Origin of the sequence: Alteromonas sp. BMJM2, assembly GCF_027257845.1 — a bacterium.
Classification (GTDB): domain Bacteria; phylum Pseudomonadota; class Gammaproteobacteria; order Enterobacterales; family Alteromonadaceae; genus Alteromonas.
Genome location: NZ_JAPVOT010000003.1, coordinates 63,024 through 86,200 on the forward strand (window position 1 = coordinate 63,024; position 23,177 = coordinate 86,200).

18 protein-coding genes are annotated in these 23,177 nt (G+C 44.7%); 6 read left to right on the plus strand and 12 right to left on the minus strand.

The features are described 5' to 3' along the window. Position 1: 1 nt before the first annotated feature. The 8 genes from mshL to O9X84_RS04825 form a co-directional block, all read right to left on the minus strand. Complete coding sequence (mshL, locus tag O9X84_RS04790) at positions 2-1,777, minus strand: pilus (MSHA type) biogenesis protein MshL (RefSeq protein WP_269518471.1); 1,776 nt, start codon at positions 1,775-1,777, stop codon at positions 2-4. Then, positions 1,761-2,093: an agglutinin biogenesis protein MshK gene (locus O9X84_RS04795; RefSeq protein ID WP_269518472.1), complete on the minus strand. Its 333-nt coding sequence runs from the start codon at positions 2,091-2,093 to the stop codon at positions 1,761-1,763. The genes mshL and O9X84_RS04795 overlap by 17 nt, the downstream gene beginning before the upstream one ends. Beyond that, entirely contained in the window at positions 2,071-2,718 is a 648-nt protein-coding gene (locus O9X84_RS04800; protein ID WP_269518473.1) for a type II secretion system protein GspM, read from the minus strand. Before O9X84_RS04800 ends, O9X84_RS04795 begins: the two co-directional genes overlap by 23 nt. Further along, positions 2,693-3,319: a PilN domain-containing protein gene (locus O9X84_RS04805; protein ID WP_269518474.1), complete on the minus strand. Its 627-nt coding sequence runs from the start codon at positions 3,317-3,319 to the stop codon at positions 2,693-2,695. The genes O9X84_RS04800 and O9X84_RS04805 overlap by 26 nt, the downstream gene beginning before the upstream one ends. Further along, complete coding sequence (locus tag O9X84_RS04810) at positions 3,316-4,230, minus strand: agglutinin biogenesis protein MshI (protein ID WP_269518475.1); 915 nt, start codon at positions 4,228-4,230, stop codon at positions 3,316-3,318. Before O9X84_RS04810 ends, O9X84_RS04805 begins: the two co-directional genes overlap by 4 nt. A gap of 135 nt (positions 4,231-4,365) precedes the next feature. Beyond that, positions 4,366-4,881: a hypothetical protein gene (locus O9X84_RS04815; RefSeq protein WP_269518476.1), complete on the minus strand. Its 516-nt coding sequence runs from the start codon at positions 4,879-4,881 to the stop codon at positions 4,366-4,368. A gap of 223 nt (positions 4,882-5,104) precedes the next feature. Further along, the gene (gene glpD / locus O9X84_RS04820) at positions 5,105-6,640 is read right to left on the minus strand and encodes a glycerol-3-phosphate dehydrogenase (protein WP_269518477.1); all 1,536 of its coding nucleotides are present in this window, start codon (positions 6,638-6,640) and stop codon (positions 5,105-5,107) included. 151 nt (positions 6,641-6,791) lie between these two features. Next, positions 6,792-7,550: a DeoR/GlpR family transcriptional regulator gene (locus O9X84_RS04825; RefSeq protein WP_032094793.1), complete on the minus strand. Its 759-nt coding sequence runs from the start codon at positions 7,548-7,550 to the stop codon at positions 6,792-6,794. Positions 7,551-7,732: 182 nt separating this feature from the next. On the opposite strand from O9X84_RS04825, the gene glpK reads away from it, so the two are divergent. The 6 genes from glpK (at position 7,733) to O9X84_RS04855 (ending at position 18,615) form a co-directional block, all read left to right on the plus strand. After that, positions 7,733-9,217 (plus strand): glycerol kinase GlpK, encoded by a 1,485-nt coding sequence (glpK, locus tag O9X84_RS04830; protein WP_269518478.1) that lies wholly within the window; start codon positions 7,733-7,735, stop codon positions 9,215-9,217. Between the two features lie 339 nt (positions 9,218-9,556). Then, on the plus strand, positions 9,557-12,334 hold the full coding sequence (locus tag O9X84_RS04835; protein WP_332108316.1) for a TonB-dependent receptor: 2,778 nt from the start codon (positions 9,557-9,559) through the stop codon (positions 12,332-12,334). 108 nt (positions 12,335-12,442) lie between these two features. Beyond that, entirely contained in the window at positions 12,443-13,975 is a 1,533-nt protein-coding gene (locus O9X84_RS04840; RefSeq protein WP_269518481.1) for a tryptophan halogenase family protein, read from the plus strand. Between the two features lie 12 nt (positions 13,976-13,987). Next, a complete protein-coding gene (locus O9X84_RS04845) occupies positions 13,988-14,752 on the plus strand; it encodes a SapC family protein (protein ID WP_269518482.1) in 765 nt (254 codons plus the stop codon). A gap of 19 nt (positions 14,753-14,771) precedes the next feature. Further along, a complete protein-coding gene (locus O9X84_RS04850; protein ID WP_269518483.1) occupies positions 14,772-16,280 on the plus strand; it encodes an SLC5 family protein in 1,509 nt (502 codons plus the stop codon). Positions 16,281-16,485: 205 nt separating this feature from the next. Beyond that, positions 16,486-18,615, plus strand: a complete 2,130-nt coding sequence (locus O9X84_RS04855; RefSeq protein ID WP_269518485.1) for an alpha-galactosidase — start codon at positions 16,486-16,488, stop codon at positions 18,613-18,615. 65 nt (positions 18,616-18,680) lie between these two features. On the opposite strand, the gene O9X84_RS04860 is transcribed toward O9X84_RS04855, so the two are convergent. The 4 genes from O9X84_RS04860 to O9X84_RS04875 all read right to left on the minus strand — a co-directional run bounded on the left by O9X84_RS04860 (position 18,681) and on the right by O9X84_RS04875 (position 23,081). Continuing rightward, positions 18,681-19,781, minus strand: a complete 1,101-nt coding sequence (locus O9X84_RS04860; RefSeq protein WP_269518486.1) for a tetratricopeptide repeat protein — start codon at positions 19,779-19,781, stop codon at positions 18,681-18,683. Positions 19,782-20,136: 355 nt separating this feature from the next. Further along, positions 20,137-21,444, minus strand: coding sequence for an alpha/beta hydrolase family protein (locus O9X84_RS04865; RefSeq protein ID WP_269518488.1), 1,308 nt, complete (start codon positions 21,442-21,444; stop codon positions 20,137-20,139). 512 nt (positions 21,445-21,956) lie between these two features. Next, a complete protein-coding gene (locus O9X84_RS04870) occupies positions 21,957-22,553 on the minus strand; it encodes a single-stranded DNA-binding protein (RefSeq protein WP_163106614.1) in 597 nt (198 codons plus the stop codon). 303 nt (positions 22,554-22,856) lie between these two features. Further along, positions 22,857-23,081 carry a hypothetical protein gene (locus O9X84_RS04875; RefSeq protein ID WP_269518490.1) on the minus strand — a complete coding sequence of 75 codons (225 nt, stop codon included), beginning with the start codon at positions 23,079-23,081 and terminating at the stop codon, positions 22,857-22,859. Between the last annotated feature and the right edge of the window lie 96 nt (positions 23,082-23,177).

Sequence of the window (23,177 nt, forward strand, 5' to 3'; positions counted from 1 at the left end):
GCTAGTTTTGATACCACTTATCTAATAAAGACTGAGTGCGCATTCGCTGCTTCTCCCACGAATCAGGCTGCACAACGGAAGGGCGAAGAAGAATAACGAGCTCTCGCTTAGTCTGCGTTTTAGCAATATTTTTAAACATATTGCCCAACACAGGAATATCCCCTAAAAATGGCGTTTTAGACTCTTTCTCGTTGGTTACTGTTTCCATAAGACCGCCAATAACCACAATTTCGCCGTCGCGAGCTCGGATCACCGTGTCTGACTCTCTAATATTACTTTGTGCCAGGGGCAGCTGAATTTGCTGGTCGCCTACTTGGATAACTTTCGTTTGTTCTGCCGTCTCTGTTACCGAGGGGTGAACATGTAAAATAACCGAACCGCTTTTATCTATTTGCGGTGTAACGTCTAACGCAATACCTGAAAAGAACGGGGTAAGTTCGATGTCGTTTTCATTTTGCGTCCCGGTAGCGTTTAAGTCTTCACTGGTAGACACATCGGTAACAAAATACTCATCTTGCCCCACCTTAATAACGGCCTTTTGATTATTGGTTACCGTCACCCTGGGGTTACTGAGCATTTGCACGTCACCCTGGGTTTGCAGCATATTAATCACGCCGTCGAAGTCGCCGCGAGCAATACGCAGGGTAGATACACCGCCGATGTCAGTAGAAATACTATTACCAATACCATTTACTGCATTAATGGCTGGGTTTATGCCCGCCGCGGTATTTGCAGCAAAATTTGTGGCAACGCTGCCGCCACTAAGACCAAAATTGAGGCTGCCTGTTAGGCCGCTCGCGATACGATCCCATCGCACGCCCTGCTGATAACCATCGTTAAGGGTAACTTCAATAATTCTTGCCTCTAGCACAACCTGTCGCTGCAGACTTTCTTGGCTTTGCATTAGGAAATCTTTGACCACCGCAATCTCGCTAGGCAACGCTTTGATAGTGACCAACCCAGCTTGAGGAGACACCACAACGTGACGCCCGTCTGTCGGCGTTACCAGCACTTTAAGGGCCTCTTTTAGGTCTTTCCAAAAGTCGTTTTCACTGGTGGTCTGAATATTCGAGCCATTGAGCTGCTGTATATTATTTCCAGCCATCCCGTTTTGCCCCATCATTCCGGCTTGACCATTACCGCCAATATTATTGTTGCCGTTAATGCCGTTTAAACCGCCATTATTCTGATTGCCATTATTTTGATCTTGCTCGCTCACTCCACCGGCGATAACGCTCACGTTTGATACGCCAAAGCGTTTAATCATTAGGAAATTAACAGGAATTGATTCGGTTTTAAGTTGCGCAGGCATAACCTGTATAACTTTTCCTTCTAAGAACACATCCAGTGGGTACATTCTTGAAACAATTTTTAAGACTTCGCTTAGCGCGACCTCTTTTAGCGTGAGGCTTATTTGACCCGATACGTCAGGGTGAATCGCCACACTGTAGGGCGTGTTAGTCACTAACGCATCAAAAAATGGACGAACTTCAATCGCGTTTGCCGACACATCGAATGTATTTTGCTGGGAAACGGCAGGTAACAATTGAAATTGCTCTACGCCGGCGAGTAATTCATTGTTAAGCTGCGAGGGAGACATTCGCCTCGTTGAAGCGTTTTTTGTGGCATCAGGTTGAGCGCTCTTATTTGAAGCGCTTAGCTCGTCGCGAATGTGCGGCTTTACTTCATCGCCCACTCCATAGGTTTGACAGCCTGCAATAACAAGAGCAAGTAAAAGTGATGTTGCTGTTGAAGCTAAGTTATTTTTTAATTTCATAGGAATACATTTTCAACGTCATTGTCTGTCGTCCGTCATCAAGAACCACATCTTTAGGATTAATTTTAACGATGCGATGGTCGCCCACTGAATCACCTTCACGATAAGACTGACCGGAAATCACGGCGGTAAAACTGTCTTGTCGCTTTAAGATTGACTGAAGCCTTAGCGCTCCATTTTGCTCACCACTTGTTGCCCTTTGTGCCACTCCCGAAATTGCAGGTTTAGTAGGGTCAACTTGGCCAGCAGCTGGCATTGAAAATAAGGCAGCTAACACCATCAGCAGCCAGCTTTTACAAAGAAATGAAGGTTTCATTATTACTTACCGTTGCCAAATGTAATGTGAGGATAGCGTTAGGGTATTCCTCTACCGCGTAGCGGAATTTAGTGACAACCACTTTTTCATCAGATGCCTGAATTCTTGCCAAGTAGTCTCGCAAGTTAAAAAAGCTACCCTCTATTTTCAGCGTCATGTTATGCCTAAATAACGCCGCGCTTTGTAATTCCCCATCACCAAACTGCACGGTTTGTCTCGGCGCCACATTAAATTCCACCATTTTCACGTTGCCTTGCTCATTGAGTAAGGTGATAAGTAACTCAGGCATTTTATCTGCGGCGACAAAACCATCGTTTAACACCGCTAATTGGGTATCCAATTCGAGAAGCTTCTTGTTTTCAATATCTATTTCGCGTTTTGTTCTCGCCGCGTAATCCATAGAAAGCGCTTGTTTGAGAGCATCTTTTTGAATAACCCGCGCACTGAGCTGACTCTCGTTGCGCACAATGTCTTTGTCTAAACGGGATAGTTTGTCTAATTGAGGGGAAATGCCAAACCAAAAAAATAAATACACAATAAGAGCTAAGCCAACCCAAAAAATGAGCTGCTTTTCTCGAAGCTGAAGTTGAGCGTAAGCGCTAGAGAGCTTTTGCCACTGTGTCATCAGCCTCTCCATCAAAATCAGTTGAAAGGGTAAATGTTTTTACGTCGCTGTCGTCACTCTCATTCTCAAAATTTACCGTGGAAAACGTTTTGCCCTTAAAGAAGGTTGACCCCTGCAGTTTCTGTAACCACTGTGGAATAGCTGACGGCTTTATCGTATTACCCGTTAAACGAAGCTCATCACGTGTGATGGTAATCGACGTGAGCCAGAGATTCGGATTATGAAAATTTGCCAAGTCATCCATTACGTTTTGATATTGTGTTGTCTGCAGTGATAACTCACCGGTCTGCATATAGTCCAGAAGCTGCTCACGGTTTTTCACTTTCACGCGCAATGAGTCTAGATCTTTTTGCACAGATTGTGTATCTCGCTTCGCTGCTAACTTATCAGTAAGTGCATTGATTTCGTCATCAATATTTTTCACCGATGCGGTAACTTTGTCTGACTTTCGCTGTTTCAGTTCGATAAACTGCTCCATACCAACGGTAAGCGCTAACAATAGCACTAACGCAGCGCCGTTAACCCACAACACATTTTTTAACGGCAGGCGCTCTTTGCTTGGCAGCAGCGAAGGATGATAAAGGTTAATACTCCGTTTCATTCACGTTCACCCAATAATTCTAGGGCGCTCGCAAGAGCGAAATGGTTATCTGGATGCACAACATCACTAAATGGCAAATCGGGTTTAAACGGCGCCATGGCAGCTGGCTGGAAAGGTTTCAACTGCTCAATAACTGGAGCACAATCGAACTGGGTTTTAAAGAGTATTTCTTTTAAAGGGGGCTGCTTAAGTTGTGATTCATAAAAATCCATTGAGCGTTGAATTTCTAACCCTAATGCATCGCTAAAGTGAGCAATATTTGTTTGCCCCTGCATTTTATCCACAAAACCACGCAATCGCCTTGCAAGCCAAATGACCTGCGAGCGAACGATCAGCAAAAATGGTTCACTGTCGGGCTCTTGTATTATCAACAATCGCGCGTATTCGTCATCGGGCACCATCGACGTAGCAAGGGTTTCTTTTACATGAATATGAGTAAGTACCTTAGACCTTAATTTTGTTAACGTGGCAACAATGTCAGCCGTTGACGCTTTATCTGCAACGAAAACATTGACCTTCTTCTTTCCACCTCTAAGTGCGGCTGGATAGTCTATATAGTCAAGTACCATATTCGATGCATCGAAAGGAACCATTTCACTAATAATCCATGGCAATGCGGAACGTATGTCCTCGTCTGGCACATCAGGTTTGTCTGCTTGAACTAATTGATAGACGTCTTGCTCCATCACAACGGAAACGCTGCAATGAAGTTTATCAAAGGACGCGAGGTGTCTACTGAGCTGCTCGCCTATTGCCACACCCTTTTCTAGCGGGTGCGATGTAGAGGAATGCAGTGAGGGCGTATCTCCCGATATATCAATGGCGACAACATGAAGCGCAGACGCACTAATAGACATACCCACTAAATGAGTATGACTTTTTGTTGCTGAAGAGAAGAATCGAGTAAGCATATACCTTCTTATACGTAAATGGTGCCGCTGGCATTTTGTCACCATAGCGCACGACAATGACAAGATATACAGGCACTTAAAGAAAGTAGACTAATTATGTATGAATAACAAATAGATGCGCTATTTATTATTATCCTAAAGTTGAGGTTGTGTTACTTTGCCCAACCCTGGAAAGTAATCAAATTCACCACCTTTACTTAAACTGTAACGGCACCAATACTCGTTATCATTTCTTCTAACTGCTTCATCATTTGAAGCCGTTGAGTAAAAGCGCGCCTTTACATTAAAGCCATCCACCCTGAGTGGACTTCCCACCAACGATGTCCACACCGTTGCGCAACCTTCGTCGCTGTCCTGTGCTGATGGCCATCCTTTATGATTTATTCTGACAGGCTTTCTGTCTATTTCACTGCCAGTGTCATCAAAGTGTATAAGCATTATCATGGAGGTAGGTTGGCGAACTCGCCATTGATAGTGAGAAGAGATGGTATGGCGCTCAAACTTTTTCGCTTGCTTTGAAAATGCCGTTAGTGTGGTATCGGGCTCACCGATATATAGATTATTTATAAAAAAAACCAGTACACCAACAAATGCCACTACCGTTAAAAGCTTAAATGCGGTTGAACGCGAATTATCTTGTCGCTTTTTCATTTTTATAGCCCAATAACCATCTTTTGTCTGCAAATTACAATTTGCTTAATGAGATAATTATCGGCCGCTTGAGCGAAAAGATAAAGTGATTAAGAGCGCGGTTTTGTCTGGGCGGGGTCAGAGTTTTGGTAGATACGGGGCCTGAGCTTGGTCTGCTTTGGACCTAAGCTCAGCCTAAACTGTAGTCAATGTTAACCTGACTCGAACCTTCTCAGAACCTAAGTCACGCGATGTCTCGCATTTCACTTCGCTGCTGCAGTGATGTAACTTTATCTTCGATGTAGTGAGACAATACCTGCTTTTGTGCATCACTAAGGCGCAAACCGTGCTTTGTTCGACGCCACAACACGTCTTCCACCGTTTGAGCCCATTCGAAATTTATCAAATAATCTACTTCAGCTTGATATAACTGTGCACCAAAATCTTGACCTAACCCATCGACATTCGAAACGCCTGTCAGGAACTTGTGACAAAGCAGTCCGTATTGACGAACATAACGCTCGATTACCGAAGCTGACAACCAAGGATAGCTAGATTGCAGCTCGCTCTTCAGCGAGGCTTTATCAGAAAATGCGCCGCCAGGAAGAGGTACTTCTTTTGTCCACGCTTTTTTCGCTCGCGGAAAGCAAGAAACTAATTTATCTACCGCATGTTCGGCTAATTTTCTGTACGTGGTTATCTTGCCACCGAATATGTTGAGTAAAACAGGTTCGCCTGCTTGACCTTTAAGCTCAACTTTATAATCTCGGGTAAGCTCTTGCGCCGATGCATTTTTTTCCTCTAACAACGGACGAACGCCACTGTAGCTGTGAACAATGTTGTCGGTAGTAATTTTTGTTTTAAAGTAGGTGTTCACTATATCTACTAGGTAGTCGGTTTCTTCCTGTGAAATCACCGCGTCTAATGGGTTTCCTTGAAAATCTTCATCCGTTGTGCCCACTAATGAGAAGTCTTCTTCGTAAGGAATAACAAAAACAATACGACCGTCTTGGTTTTGGAGAATATAGGCTTCATCGGTGTCGTATAGTTTAGGCACAACAAAATGACTGCCTTTGACCATGCGCATTGCGTTAGGGTTTTTAATATCCACCAATCTGTCGAGGAACGATACCGCCCAAGGCCCTGCTGCATTAACAATCGACTTTGCCTTCACGGTAAACGTTTCACCTTGTTCGTTGCGTAAAACAACGCTCCACAATGCCCCCTCTTTCTGAGCACTCACACACTCAGTGCGCGTATGTATGGTAGCGCCTTGATCTTGCGCTGCTATAGCATTTAACACCACTAAGCGCGCATCGTCTACCCAACCGTCTGAATATTCAAAACACGTAGAAATATCTTTGACTAACGGCCCTTCACTTGATGTTTTAAGCTTTTTAGAGCGGGCAAGTAAGTTACGTTTGGCAAGAGAGTCGTAAAGGAAAAGCCCGATTCTTATCATCCACGCTGGGCGTAAATGCTTTTGATGGGGCAAGCGAAAGCGCAATGGCCACATTATATGCGGCGCTTTTTGAAGTAGCACTTCGCGCTCTGCAAGCGCCTCTTTTACAAGGCGAAATTCATAATGCTCAAGATAGCGAAGACCACCGTGTACCAGTTTACTGCTAGACGAAGACGTTGCGCCTGCAAGGTCACCTTTTTCGCATAAGGTGACTGACAGCCCACGACCCGCTGCATCTAGTGCAACACCAACGCCGTTTACGCCCCCGCCAACTACTAATACATCAACAATGTTACTGTCTTCTTTACTCTTGCTCATCACTTACCCTTTAAGAACGAATCGCCTATGTGCTCATTTGACAACCAAAAAGAAATCATGTCAACACAAAACGAACATAAACGAACATTAAAAGAAAAAGTAGATGAATTTATTCAGAGTGGCACACGAGGAAAAGGCAATAGCTCGATAGTTATGCTTTCACAAATTTGATGTTATTTTCTTCTATGATTTTTTTAATGGCTGGCGGTGGTGCTTGGTCGCAAACCAAGCAGTCAACTTGAGAGATATGACCCTGCTCAACCATAGCGCGGCGTTCAAACTTACTGTAATCAGCGGCTAAAATAACGTGCTGAGTATGCTCTAAAATGGCCTGAGATACTTTTACTTCACGAAAGTCGAAGTCGAGCAAGGCGCCATCAGCGCTAATTCCGCTGATACCGATAATGCCATAGTCCATTCTAAACTGGCTGATAAAATCGCAGGTAGCCTCACCAATGATACCGCCATCTCGATAGCGTACTTCACCAGCAGCAATAATGACTGAAAAGTCCTCTTTTGCAGATAAAATTGTGGCAACGTGAATATTATTGGTGACAACGTGTAAATTGCTGTGGTTGAGTAACTTAGTGGCAATTAACTCTGTCGTCGTTCCAATATTGATAAATAAAGACGCCCCATCTGGGATCATAGCAGCGACTGCGTCGGCGATTTTTTCTTTTACATCGCTATTTTGAGTCTTGCGCTCTTGATAGGGCGTATTTTCCCAGCTGCGATTTAATCCAGCGCCACCGTGATAACGACTGATCACACCCGTGTGAGCAAGCTGATTCAAATCTCGTCTAATAGTTTGAGGCGTAACGGCACAGGTAGACACTAAATCATCAATAGACATAAAACCGTGTTGCTTTATTAGCGCGATTATTTTTTCGTGTCGTTGTGTTTGGTTCATTATGCTCCCTAAAGTAGGTCACCCTACTGTTACCTGTACATGCCACTTTAATAGTATACGTGGTTCCTATGTAAGTTCATACGTTCGTTCGAACATCATAATGTTCGTTTTCGAAAACACAGCATTGTTAAATAGAAGTAAATGATGCAAACTCTATGAAAATTATTTTCAAAGGTGACAGTATGAGTCAGTATCTTCTTGCCATTGATCAAGGCACAACCAGTTCTCGCAGTATTATTTTTTCTTCTAGTGGCAAGATAGAAGCTGTCGCACAACAAGAGTTTTCTCAAAAGTACCCTAAAGACGGCTGGGTAGAACACGAACCAGAGGAAATTTGGGAAAGCGTTCTATTTACTCTTAGGAATGTTTTTAAAAAGTGCTCACTTGCGCCATCGGATATTGCCTCAATTGGCATTACCAACCAACGTGAAACCACATTAGTGTGGAACAAGTCGACAGGTAAAACGGTATACCCCGCCATTGTATGGCAAGACCGACGCACCGCTCAGCAATGCCGAGACTTAAGCAGTGATGAGGAGTTTGTCTCTTATATCAACTCCACCACAGGGCTTTTATTAGACCCCTATTTTTCAGCCACAAAAGTGGCGTGGATTTTAGACAACGTAGAAGGTGCAAGAGAACAGGCTGAAAACGGAGACTTGTTGTTTGGCACGGTAGACAGCTACTTGATATGGCGATTAACCGATGGTCAGTCGCACAAGACTGATGCCACTAATGCTTCTCGCACAATGCTATTTGATATTAATAAGCAGCAATGGGATAAACGTTTACTAGAGCGCTTTAATATTCCTAGCAGCATGTTACCAGAGGTAATGGATTGCGCCGCTGACTACGGCGTAATAAACGAGGAAATTTTAGGAAAAGCCATTCCTATACAAGGTGTAGCCGGCGATCAGCAAGCGGCGCTTGTAGGGCAGGCATGCTTTAAAAAGGGGATGGCGAAAAGCACCTACGGTACAGGTTGCTTCATGATCCTCAATACAGGTAACACTCCCCTTCAGTCTAAAAACAGACTGCTCACTACAGTTGGATATCGCATTAATGGTGAAACCACTTATGCACTAGAGGGCAGTATTTTTATGGCCGGAGCCACGGTTCAGTGGCTACGAGATGGTCTCAAGCTGATTGGCGATGCCGCAGAATCTGAGGCATTAGCGCAGCGTGCAAGACAAGACAATGGTGTGTTTTTGGTACCCGCCTTCACTGGATTAGGCGCCCCTTATTGGGATCCGGACGCCCGAGGCGCAATTTTGGGCCTTACCCGAGATACGGGTATCAGTGAAATTGTCGCAGCAGGCTTGCAATCAGTTTGCTATCAAACCAAAGATCTTCAAAAAGCCATGGAAAGTGATGGCGCGCGACCTACCAACATTCGTGTAGATGGCGGTATGTCTCAAAACGATTGGGTAATGGGCTTTCTTTCTGACGTACTAGGTGCAGAAGTTGAAAGACCCGAGGTCACTGAAACTACTGCACTAGGCGCCGCGTTCCTTGCTGGTTTGCAGCACGGTATTTTTGACTCCATCGATGACTTAACCCAGTGCTGGAAAAGCGACAGAGTATTTACTCCTCGTTTATCGAAAGCAGAACGGGATCAAGCCTATGATGGTTGGAAAGAAGCGGTAGAGCGAATTCGCTGTAACTAAAACTCCTTATTTTTCCAAATGTTAATAAAGCGTTGTAATAATATGTCCTTTTTTTGCGCAAAAAAAGTTTTTATAACATTGTAATTACATTGTCTTTTTGTGCTAGTATTGGAACCAAGGTAAACGTTTCACCTTTTACCTTATGAAAATTAGCGTATATTTTTCATGATGTTACAAAATTATAATTAGAAAAATATAGCACTCAAAGTGTAAAAGTAATGTTAACAAGCTCGAAGGCGCGCACTAACACGTAATTTGAGTGAAAAATACGTTAATACGTAGCCTACTCACGGAGAAAACACAGTGACACATAAAACAAACACATCACAATTCAGCCCAATGGCAAAACGCTCCCTATTGGGTGTTGCTATCGCTGCTGCCCTGCATTCGCCCATCGTGTTGGCGCAAGATTCTGCGTCACAAAATGTAAAAGATGCACCCGTTGAAATTATTGAAGTGCGCGGCATTGTTAGCAGTTTAAAACGCGCAATGGCCGACAAAAAAGAAAACCTAGCCGTTTCCGATGGCATCGCTGCTGAAGACTTAGGCAAATTTCCAGACCTTAACGTTGCAGAATCTTTGCAACGTATCACTGGTGTGTCGATAGACAGAAACGGTGGCGAAGGCCAACAAGTAACAGTTCGTGGTTTTGGCCCACAGTTCAACACAGTTTTAGTGAATGGTCGTCAGCTAGCAACCGATGCAGCTGGTCGTGCGTTTAACTTTGATATTCTGGCTGCTGACCAAATTACAGGTGCAAGTATTTATAAAAGTGCTGTTGCCAACCTACAATCTGGTGGTATTGGCTCAACAATAAATATCTCTACCGCCCGTCCATTCAACTACGATGGTTTCCAAGCGGTGGGTATGGTGAAAGGCATGTACGAAAGCCTTTCTGAAGAAACCTCGCCACAAGCCTCGTTTTTAGTTAGCAACACTTTTGCTGATGACAAATTTGGTGTTCTTCTTGCTGCTTCACATCAAGAACGCCAAGTTCAGATAAACCGTATTCAAACGGCAGGCTGGCGTCCAGGTCTTACTCTGTCTAACAGAAACGATGGCATTATTGCGGATAACGTATACCTTCCTCGAAACTGGGATCAGCTTGTTGATCAGCAAGACAGAACACGTACTAACGTTTCACTTGTTGCGCAATACGCGCCTTCAGATGACGTAACAATTACGCTAGACGGCTTTGTGTCTAAGTTCGAAGTAGACTCACAAGTGACAGATTTAGCATCATGGTTTGAGCCTGATCGCGTAGGCTCTGCACAAATCTCTGATAATGGAACTGCAATACAGTTCACTCAAGAAATTGACTTACACCAAGGTAGCGGTAACCCAGCGTCTGACTTTGTGTCATCAAGCCGTGGCGTTCGTGATGTGACTACTGAAGGCTTCGGTATCAACGTTGAATGGCAAGTAAGTGATGCATTATCAGCAACCTTCGATATCTCTAATTCAACAGCTGAAAACGACATTGCAGGCGAAGGCCGCTTTAACGTTGTAGGTATTATTAACAACTACTCGTTTGACGGAACTGGCAGTACGCCAACAGTTGCACACGATGGTTTTGGTAATGGCCAACTACCTGACATTTCTCTTAACCGTCTTCACTACAATGACTTAGGGAATACCCAAGCGACTGAAGATGAAGTGACCGAATACAAGGCAGACTTCACCTATATGTCTGACTCAGATGTGTTCCGCAAAGCTGACTTCGGTATTTTGTTATCTGAGCGAGAGAAGTATGTTTACCAAGAATTTGGTTCACAATGCGCATTCTGTGGTTACGCGACACCTGCGCCAGTTGATGAATTAAACATCCGTCCGTTTACTGCTCAAAACTTCTTCAGCGGACTAATTGATACATGGTACACCTACGATGGTGATGCATACCTTGACTTTTTAGCATCACAAGGTGCGCCAGTAATCCCAACATTACAGCCAAACTACTACAACATTGAAGAAGACGTAACGGCTCTTTACGCACAATTTGAGTTTGGCTATGACATTGGCGATATGCCGCTTACTATGAACTTCGGTGCTCGCTACGAAGAAACCGACGTTGCGGTATCAGCAGTACAAGCGTTCATCTCGGATGTTGTCCCTACCACCGATTTAACATTGTTTGCGAATAGATTTGCTCCGGCTAATGACATTACCGGTACCTCGTCGTACTCAAACTTGCTACCTAGCTTGAACGTGAAGTTAGAAGTGCAGGAAGATATGTTGGTGCGCTTCTCTCGCTACGACTCACTGACTCGTCCAACAATGGCACAGATGTCGCCAGCGACAACATTTAACGAGCCGCGTAGACAGAATCTACAGGCGAGTGGCGGTAACCCTGGGCTGCAACCTTTTGAAGCAGAGAACTGGGATCTATCGTTTGAATGGTACTACAGTGACGATTCAGTGTTCTCTTTTGCATTCTTCAGCAAAGACGTTCAAAACTTTATCGTAACGCTATCGGGTAATGAAATTTATTCAATGACTGATAGAAGCCCTGTAAATGGTTACCGTTGTGCTGAAGCAAACTGTGCTGAAGGTTTATCGTTAGACGCGCAAAACCCTGACCGCGATGTGGTTGCAGAGACTGAAGAATTGAACGGCGAGAGTGAGGTTTATACCGTTACTCGTCCTCAAAACGGTGAAACAGCAACAGTTAACGGTTACGAAATTGCGCTAACTCACATTTGGGATAACGGTTTCGGTGTTACTGCGAACGCGACTATCGTAAACAGTGACATAGGTGTGAGTGGCGACACTGCACAAACGTTTGCTTTACCTGGCCTTGGTGATTCGCAAAACCTCATTGTGTTCTATGAGCGTGACGCGTTCCAAGCCCGTGTTGCATTCAACAACAGAGAGTCATTCTTGTTTGCACTTGATAACACCTCTGTTGGCGGTGCTACTGGCGAGCCGGTGACTACTGAAACTTACGGTCAGTGGGATGTGAGTGCTAGCTACGACATCAATGAAAACTTCTCAGTATTCTTTGAAGGTATCAACGTGACTGAGGAAGAGCTTACTCAAGTGGGTCGCTTCCCAGATCAAATTTATTCAATTGAAGATAATGGCTCTCGTTTCGCGGTAGGTGTTCGAGGCTCATTCTAAAAGTATGTGTTTTGGCAGGGTGAAAACCCTGCCTTTTATTCACAAGCTTATTGGAAAATGAATAAGTTTATGAATAAATGTAGCAAAACAAATTGGCAGTAATCTCTCATGAATTTTTCGACCAACACATCATCCAAACAACGTATTGTCATTGTTGGCGGTGGCACTGCAGGTTGGCTAACTGCAGCCATTGTTGCGGCAAAACACAAAGTGGCGAAAGGTCAGTGTGGTTTAGATATCACCCTAGTTGAGTCTAGCGATATTCCTACCGTAGGCGTTGGCGAAGGTACTTGGCCTACCATGCGAAATACGTTGAAAGACATAGGGTTGTCAGAAAAAGAAGTATTCAAGCGATGCTCTGCAGCATTTAAACAAGGCGGCAAATTTGTTAACTGGGTAAATGGTAATGGCGACTTTTATTATCATCCCTTCACCGTACCGCTAGGGTATGGCCGTGTTGAAATGGCCCCTTATATTAATAACATTGCCGACTTTGCTAATACTACCAACTTCCAGCAGCACGTATGCGAGCAGAATATGGCGCCGCGCACGCTGAATGAAGAAGAATACAGTAGCGCACAATCAAACTACGCCTACCACCTAGACGCAGGTGCATTTGCCGACATGCTAAAGTCTTTTTGCAAAGAAGAGTTGGGCGTGCAGCATAAAGTTGCCACCGTTGAGCAAGTGTCGGCGACCTCTTCAGAGCATATAGAAAGTATTACGCTGGATGACAACAGTACGCTTCATGCAGACCTCTTCGTAGACTGCTCTGGTTTTCGCTCTATGCTGCTAGGCGAAGCACTTCAAGAGCCCGTAGTGTCTGCAAACGATGTACTGTTTAACAACTCTGCAATCGCGCTACATGTGCCTTACGAAGATGACTTTGAGATTAAGCCATACACGCAAGCTACCGCTCAGGAAGCCGGTTGGATATGGGATATTGGCCTCTCTTCTCGAAGAGGCGTGGGTCACGTTTACTCCACTGACTTTACCGATGATGGGCGGGCTGAAGAGTTGCTCCGTCGCTATGTGGGTGATGAAATGGGCAAGCTGAATGCACGTGTTATTCGGTTTGACTCAGGTTATAAAAAGAGAATTTGGAAAGGTAACTGTATCGGTGTAGGTTTGTCCGCCGGCTTTGTTGAGCCTCTAGAAGCCACAGCACTTATGCTAATAGAAATCTCAGCGAGGTATATTGCCGAGCAAATGCCTACGCCAGCTTCAGCAATGCCAATAATTAGCCAGCGCTTTAACAAGCAAATGCAGTACAGGTGGCAGCGTATTATCGACTTTTTAAAGCTGCACTACATTTTCAACCAACGTAGCGAGCCTTACTGGCAAGCCAATCGAGACATTGCGTCAATTCCTGATTCGTTGAAAGAAGATCTCGAAATTTGGAAGTATCGTGGGCCGCAAATTGCTGATTTTTCAGCAGCAATAGAACTATTTCCCGCTGCAAGCTATCAGTACGTGCTTTATGGAATGGGCTTCTCACCTGATTTCTCACTGCAGTCGCATTTCTATACCGAACGGGACTTGGCTGACAAAGTCATGAAACAGAATCAACTGATAACACAGCAAAAACTGAGTAGCTTACCGAATCATAGAGACTACATAGAGCAGTGGTTAGCTAGCTAAAAGAGAATAAGAATGCCAAATTTTGAAGTTTTAACTGCTGATAAACACAGCGATGTACGTGTCGACGAAGACAAGTTAGCCAAGACATTTGCTAACTTCCACTTAGTTAATATAGAGATTAAAGAAGCGGTTCAAGCCTCTAGTGAATACCCACTTTTTTTCAGTAAAGTGAGTAATCAGCAGCGCTGGACTATTTCGGCACTTTGCGGTTTTGCGCCGAAAGAAAACGTGTTTGAAACTCAAGGCACATGGCTTGCGCACGTTACACCGCTAAGTTTGCGTACCTTGCCATTTACCTTGAGTTTTGAAAGCGACCCCACTACTCCCGAAACCTTGTTGGATATGGATTCACCGGCAGTTGCAAAAAACAATACTGAAAAAGACAGTGGAGACGCCTTGTTCTTATCAAGTGGTCGTCCAACTGCTTATTTAGATAATAAACAAAAATTGCTCAAAGAGCGCGTTGATGCAATGCAACAAACTGCATCCTTGTTAAGTGAGCTTGCTGAGCTAGCGCTTATTCAACCTACCGACTTACTGATTGAATATGCAGATAAAACGCAGCAGCGCGTTGGCGGCCTAGCTATGCTTAACGAAGAACGGCTCCAACAGCTCTCACCAGAAACGCTCTCTGCTCTCAATAAGAAAGGGGTGCTCTCTGTTCTATTTAATATTCTGGGCTCAGTGTTTCAAATAAACCGTGTTATTAGGCTCCACAACACAAAATTCCCTACTCGCCTCATAAACAATGTGAAGTTCGAGATTAGCAAACCGTAATTTTTCTAGGAGTACGTGAATGTTTTCCAGCACGATTCAAGTGTCTGTTTTTGTGTTCGTTACCGCGCTAATTGGTTTTTTAACGTATTTGAGTTGTCGTGGACAAAATAGAAATGCGCAAAACCAAAACCGTGAGTTCTTTCTTGCCGGTGGCGGATTAGCTTGGTATTTCATAGCGGGCAGTATTACGTTAACAAACTTAAGTACCGATCAACTTGTTGGTATGAACGGAAACCAAATGGCGCTTCTCTCGCTGTGGGAGTTTTCTGCGGTGGTTGGTTTATTTGTACTAGCAAAAGTGTTTCTTCCTGTTTACTACAAATTTAAATGTACTACGACTACCGAATTGCTAGAGCTTCGCTATAACGATAAGCACATTCGTGCAGTGATCAGCGTATTATTTTTTGCGGGCAGCGCACTTATCTTTTGTCCTGCGGTCATTTATTCTGGCTCCCTATTTATGCAATCAATGTTTAATGTAGAGCTACCATTGATGTATATCGCAGTTATCTTTGTGGTTGTTGGCGCACTGTATGCCATCTTTGGCGGCCTTCGAGCTGTTGCCGTTTCAGATACTTATTCCGGTGTTCTGCTGCTTACCATGGCGGTAATTGTTTTAATTCTCGCGTTACAAGCCATTGACTACAACTTCGACGGTATTCCACAAGAGCGCCTTACGCTTATCGGCGACAATGACTCCCCTATTCCATGGCACACCCTGCTAACAGGCATGATTTTTATTCAAATGTTTTACTGGGGTACGAATCAGGTAATTACGCAACGAGCGATGGCCGCGCCATCGTTAAAAGAGGCGCAAAAGGGTGTATTCGCCGCAGCAGGCATTCGTTTATTAATTGTTCCTGCAATCATCGTGATTCCTGGCATAGTGTCTTACAAGCTGTTCGGCGACATTGGCGATAGTGCCTACGGCAAAATTGTAGCAACCGTGTTGCCAGACTGGTTATCCGGCGTATTTGCTGCGGCAATGGCGGCGGCAGTACTGACTACCTTTAACAGTAACCTGAACTCAGCCACTGCGCTTTATGTTTGCGATATTCATGAGAGTTACGTTAACAAAACGCCTAACGTACCTAAATTAAGCGGTTACGTTACTGTATTACTGTGTTTAATTTCATTAGCGCTGATTCCTGTTTATCAGCAGGCCGACAGTATTATCAATCTAGTACAGAAACTTTATGGCCTATTAAGTATGCCAATTCTTTCTGTGTTCATTGTTGGTCTCTTGTTTAGAAACGTTCATGCGTTTGCTGCTATTGGTGCTGTTACTTTTGGCGTTTCTTTTTATGCATTTGTCAGTTTTGAAGCATCGCCGTTTTACGCACCATTTGGCTTGCATTATATCCACCTCATGTTTGCAACGCTTATAGGCTGTGTGTCATTCGCACTCATTGTGAACAGGGTCATCTTTAAACAAAAAGCAGAATTTTCAATGGCGTTAAACAGCGATAGTCCCTTTGAAGAAAGCACTATTGAAAATCAAAGTACTGTTGAAAACAAAAACGCCTAGCTTTTCTGTAAGTATCTTTTAAGAGGGTACGCTGCGTACCCTCTTTTGTTTATCAAGCGATGCATTAACTATGCTTTGTTGTTGCTAGAGACCTTTTGCGCTGGCTCGACGTTATTGCCACGTACTATTTCGCGCTCTTTTTCGCACAATGGATAGCTAATCCGCCAGCATCTTTGCTCAACCTATTTTTAACGTCGAGGTTTATATGTCGTCTTCACCTTCATTTGTAAGATTATGTAATGAGTTCACAACGCTCATCTTTGACTGCCAAGGCCGTATGCCAAAAGTCATCTATTACGGCGCCCCACTCAGCGATTCCACAACGCCTGAAATGCTCAGCATTTTAAACACCCGCCAAGAAGCCAAGTGTGCACCGGTTATCGAGCCTCCTATCAGCTTGGTGCCTACTCATGGTGAAGGATGGACCGGACAACCAGGCCTTGAAGTGTCTGGCGATAAAGACCAATGGTCTGCCGGCTTTAGCCTTGTAGAAACAAAACAGAACGGCACGTCAGTAGAATTTGTTGGTGAAGACCAACATAGAGGCATGCAGCTAGTTACAACAGTGAGTTTAGACGCCAATACTACCGTAGCGTCCTTTTGCTCGCGTATAGAGAATACGGGGCAAACAGCGCTTCACCTTGGCTATTTAAATGCTGCAAGCCTACCGCTTCCCACATTGGTTAATAAAATTAAAACCTTTGAAGGTAGATGGTCAGCAGAATTTCAAACAAGCGATCACGACCTCTTTTTTGGCAGTTACGTGAGAGAAAACCGCCGCGGTAAAACCTCCCACGACACCTTCCCAGGCTTAATTGCCTACCCTCAAGGCACGGGGGAATTGCAGGGTGAATGCTACGGCTACCACTTAGGTGCATCAGCCAATCACAAATTGCGTGCAGAGCTTATGGCTGATGGTAGAAGCTATGTGCAGTTCGGCGAATTATTGTTCCCAGGTGAAGTCGTACTTAGTGAAGGTGAAAGCTATACTACCCCCGTTTTGTACACCGGCTTTGGCAGTGATGGTTTCTCTTCTCTTTCACAGCAGTTTCATCAATATATACGCAGCAATATTTTACAGCACAGCGCTGAGTCTAAGCCTCGCCCTGTGCATTACAACACGTGGGAAGGCATCTATTTCGACCACGACGAAGCTACCTTAAAAGCCCTTGCTGACAAGGTGGCGCCATTAGGGATTGAGCGTTTTGTGCTTGATGACGGCTGGTTCAAGGGGCGACGCCATGACAAAGCAGGCCTTGGCGACTGGTTTGTGGATGAAGAGATATATCCAGATGGGCTTGACGGGTTAATAGACCACGTAACGGGGTTGGGAATGGAGTTTGGTATTTGGTTTGAACCTGAAATGGTGAACCCAGATAGTGACCTGTATCGCAATCATCCTGAATGGGCACTGCAAAGTGAAAACAATCCTCACGTGCCGTTTAGAAATCAGTATGTTCTCGACTTGACCAACACCGACGTTGTTGAATATCTGTATAAGGTGATTACCGATATCCTCGCCACCTACCCTAAAATTAGCTACATTAAATGGGATATGAACCGCGACGTTAATCACCCTGGCAACCTGCACGGCAAGCCTGCCATGCATGGCCAAATTGCAGCGCTATATTCGCTAATCGACCGCGTAAAAGGCGCACACCCAGGGCTTGAAATTGAGAGCTGCTGCTCGGGCGGTGGACGTATCGACTTAGGCATACTTCCTCATACTGACCGCTTTTGGACCTCAGATTCAAACGACGCCTTAGACCGACTTTACATTCAGCGTGGCTGCTCATTCTTTTTCCCCTCAGAGGTAATGGGTGCCCATGTAGGCCCGCGTGACTGCCACATTACCGGTAGACACTTACCCATCGAAATTCGTTCTGCTGTAGCGATGTTTGGCCACATGGGTATTGAAATGGACCCTCGTGAACTGACTGAGCACGAAGAAAGCGTACTTACCGACGCCATTTCACTCTATAAGCGCATACGTCCCCTTACTCATAGCGGCGACTTGTTCCGCATGGATGACGATGGCCTAAACGTTAAGTTTGGTTATGTGTCTAAGAATAAAGAGGAAGGTGTTTTTGCTTATAACAGTGTGCAAGAAACCCGTCGTACTACCCCTACTCGCTTCTACTTTGCTGGGCTAGATGCCAATAAGCAATATACGGTGGAACGAGTGTGGCCTGGGGTACTCAAAGAGTACACGCCCTCTATCTTACAGCAGCTAGAAGGAAAGATTTTTACCGGTGAGGTGTTGATGAAGTACGGCATGCAGTTACCCGTGCTTTTCCCAGAAACAGCGCTTATCTATTCAGTGAAAGCGGTGTAAATCGAAAAAACTAACAGCCTGAACGTTATGTTTACTGCGTTCAGGCCGTTTTTGATAAAACCGCTTTAAGCCCGCTTTTTAATCTTCTTTTTTAACGCTTTCAGAATTTTTGCAAAGCGTTCGCCCTCGTCTCCATTGATAAGCGCCAGCGTACTTTTCGCTTTCTCAATGTCATTGGCATTTAAGCGAAGCTCTGCGAGTCGCAAATGGGCCCAGTTTGCACTTGGCAGGCCTGCTGTATCGATATTCGTCGTATTGAAGCCATCAATATACTGCTCTAATGCAGCAATGCCGGTATTGGTAAATTTGTCGCTGTTTAACGCTACTTGGCCAATGCGGTATTTGCCGTACAGCAAATTGCTTTCGCGCTGTTCGTACTCGTCCCATTGCGCCGAATCTTTGCTTTCTACGCTTGCTACCGACATATCCATTAGTGGCGACAGCGCTTCAAAAGCGTGACTGTATTTTTCAGCAGATAAATAGTGACTGCCTAATTCAAAGTTAGCTCGTAAGGTCGAGGCCTCATTCTGTGCAAGAGCGTCGTAAATAGCACGTGCTTGGTCTTCTTTATCGTCTTTGAGGTAGAAGCTAGCCAAAGCAAATTGGCCTTCAACGCTATCAATTGTGGCGATCTTTTCTGCCAACTTTTTCGCTTCATCCATATCACCACCGGCTATGGAGGGAGCAACTAAATGAAATTGCATCAGGGCGCGATATACCGCAATCTCCTCAGGCGCGATAACAATTGCTTGCTCTAAACTGCTTTTGGCTTTTTTTGCATAACCCAAAGCTGAAAAGATGCTGCTTGAGGCTTGTGCTCCCATCACGTTGGCATGGGTATGAAAGGCACGGTAATCGTTGCCGTAGCTTGCTATAAACTCTTCAGCTACTTCTTCGGCATCGTCTAAGTCTGTGTTCATTAGTGCTGAAATCAGCAAATTATATTGTTCAGGGCTTTTACCTTTTACGTCCTCCAGCTTATCAATAACACGCTCCCAGTCTCCTTGGCGGGCATACATTTCAAGGTTGGTAAGCTCTGCACTCTTCGCAGACGACGTTGATACTGAGCTATCAGCAGCGAATGATGTACTCAATGGGGTGATTGATAGCATGGTTGATAAAAGGGCAGCGCATGCTAGTTGCGATGCAGGATAATTCAATTTCATAGCAATTCCTTTTGGGGAAATAAGGGTGTCGAGACACTGTCACAGCAATGGTTACTGCACACTAAACTTGATGCATTGTGTGCTAGATATTAGGTTGGTGCTTACACTCATATTGACTCTGTTTACATTAACCTATGCTGAACAATATTCCAGCAATTAGTTGTAACAAGAGTTATACCAGTCGGCGATTACGAAGATTTTAAGTCTCGCTGAGTGGGGAATTATCTATGCGGACTGGTATTACCGTTTCGCAAGAGAAATAAACGAACAAGAAAGGCATAAAAAAAGGGGCTCATAGTAAAGCCCCTTAGCGGGTAACAAACAAACTCTCTAACAAAGAGTTTTTAAAACAGAATCACTTTCCGCCTTTTCCTTCCATAAGCAACCCTAACGCCCAGCGGTTATCGAAACCTTTCCAAGGCGCAGGCGTTTCTCCGCCGCTTGGTACCTGGTCACTACTGCCCGTTACTTCTAAAAAGGCACAGTAATCTGGCATGGCTTTTACGTGGCAGTTCATGAGCGCTAAAGCAAAGTGTTCGTTTATGGCATTGAGCTTTTGCTCTTCCCATGCGGGCTCGATGTAACTACCCAAGTCGAACTCACTGCCATACGCTTCTTTAGGTGCCGGGTGAGGTGCAACATTATGACGTGCGTTTTTAATGGTTAGTAACTTGGCATCTTTATTCGTTGTGTGATCAAACAACCAACGAATGCCATCGTAGCCTGATATATCATCGTTATCACCAGCGACAAACAGCACAGGTACGTCAATGTTAGATAGGGACTTTGTATCAAACAACTGCTGTTGTCCGCCCCAAGGCGCAAGAGCTAAGGCAGCTTTCCATGCTGGTAATGTGTCATCACTTGAAGGCTTGCCACCTGCGCACGTATTTAAGGCCGCTTTTACCAACTGAACTGTTGCAGGGTCTTGTGTACCGGTAAAAGTGGCAGCCGTAGTATCGTTAAACGCGTAACACCCTCCCACTGTGCTCATTGCGCCAAACCCACCCATTGAATAGCCAATCACTCCAGCGCGAGTTTCGTCAACGTCGTCGGCAAAAAAGCCGTGTTGAGCCACCGCATTAAGCGTGAACACCTGATCTCGTGAACGATTTAATAGCGTGCTTGGAAAACCACTGTATGGGCTTTCTGCAAAGTTAACGTCTTTGTTTGTTGAGTCTGTATGGTCTATAGCAGCCACAACATACCCATGAGATGCTAGATGCTCGCCAAGATAATGCATCAGCGTACGGTAGCCGGTATAACCGTGAGAGATGACTACGATAGGATAATTTTCGTCCGTCGCCATAATAGGGGCATCGCGATAAGCATCGGCTTGAATTTCAAACGTCTTACCGCTGCGTGTTTCATCACTATATACGGCTAATTTTGACTCTGCTAAGTCAGTTGATTGAGATGCGGGATACCAAACCTCGAGGGTTAACTTCCGCTTTACCATCTCTCCTGACATTGTCATTGCCGCTTCGGGGTAAGCCACTTCAATAGTTTTTACCCCTACCGATAGGTCACCACCCTCGCTAAGCTCGGGCATAACATCAGCTGGGAAATCTTTGTAAACAGTTTGCGCAGGAAATGCAGTCGCAGAAAAAGTAGTAGTAACGAGCATTACGCTCGCACCGCAGAGTAGGGATAACGTTTTCATAGTTTGCTAATAGCTTGTTAATTAGTAGGCGTAGCCATATTACTTTATTGGCATCAACAAGCAAGCAAGCCGCTATTCTTTTCATTAATTGTTACAACTAAGTTATTTCTATTGGATATTAACAGCGCCCCAAAAAGGTAAACGTATTACCTCTTACCGGCTTTTTGAGTAAAAGTACGGTCAAAATAGCCGTGTCGGTGATGGTGCGACATTGGAAATATGAATTTGAGAACGGGAGAGTGTGAAACTAAAACCTTAAGAAGCGAGCAGTGTGGGCCGTGAGCAGTGATAAAACGATGAAGCAATAGAGAACCTGGCTCCTGTTTACGTAGTGCACAATTTGCCAAGTCAATAAATGTGCTGCGTACTTCAGGACGGGACAGGAGACGTAAAAAAGCCCAGCTTAGCTGGGCTTTTTAGCAATGTCTTCAAACTAAACTCAATCCTAATTCAGCTTTTCGCGCTGAAGTAAGCCTGCCTTAATTAGAAATTAAACAGACCTTAAGTACTAGTCAGAATGGAATATCGTCGTCAAAGTCAAAGTCTGGCTCAGCCATTGGTGGAGTTTTAGGCTGAGGCTGATTACCACCTTGAGGAGCAGCTTGATTGAAACCGCCGCCTTGGTTTTGGTTGTAACCACCTTGTTGACCGCCTTGCTGCTGACCGCCCTGAGCTGGTGCTTGATTATAGCCACCGCCCTGGTTCTGGTATCCGCCGCCTTGGTTATTTTGTTGACGTTGGTAACCGCCGTTACCACCACCAGCTTCACCGCCGCGACCGCCAAGCATTTGCATTTGGTCTACGATGATCTCTGTGGTGTATTTGTCATTGCCTTGCTGATCCTGCCATTTACGGGTTTGCAATTTACCTTCTACGTAAATCTGCGAACCTTTTTTCAGGTATTCTCCAGCAATTTCAGCCAAGCGACGATACATAGTGAGTCTATGCCATTCTGTACGCTCTTGCGGTTGCCCTTGTTGGTCTTTCCAGCTTTCGCTGGTTGCAAGACTCAGGTTCGCAACGGCGTTTCCGTTCGGCATGTATCTTACTTCAGGATCATTACCAAGGTTTCCTACAAGAATTACCTTGTTCACGCCTTTCGTTGCCATTGATGTCTCCTGTAACGTGTTTATTGGCTTGCTGCGTTGTAACGCTTATTTTAAAGCGCCGCTATTTCGACTTCATCAAAGTTCGACAGCAACAAGCACGAAAGTTCATAGTTTTGAGCCCTGTAGTATATCGTATTTTTCCAGGGAAAAATGAAGTTTTTGTCGATGCATTTATTCACAAATAAACGCTATCAAAGTTTCTCATTTCCGTCTTCTGAACTTTCGCTCTGTTTAACTAGGCTCTTTTTAACAGTGCACTTTCAACCGTACTCGTTCTAGAAGCGTGTGTGAAAGCTTACTCCATCACCACCACGCGCTGTAAAAAGCGATAAGTATGAGTACCACTGCAATAGCCGCGAAATTAAATCCTTTAGTGGTATCAAACTGCACATCAGAGAGCTCTACGGCATTCTCGTGTACACCTCTTTTCTCCATAAGAGAGACGATGACAGCCACCGCTACGCACAGTAAAAATACAATACCTACTCGGTCAATAAACGGAAGCTCGGGCCAAAACTGCCTAAACACGATGCTTAAAATAAATGAGCCCAGTGCCGCAAGCAGCCCGCCATTAGCCGCAGTGTGTTACCGCAGGCAAAAAAAAGCCGCTATCCAATGATGCGG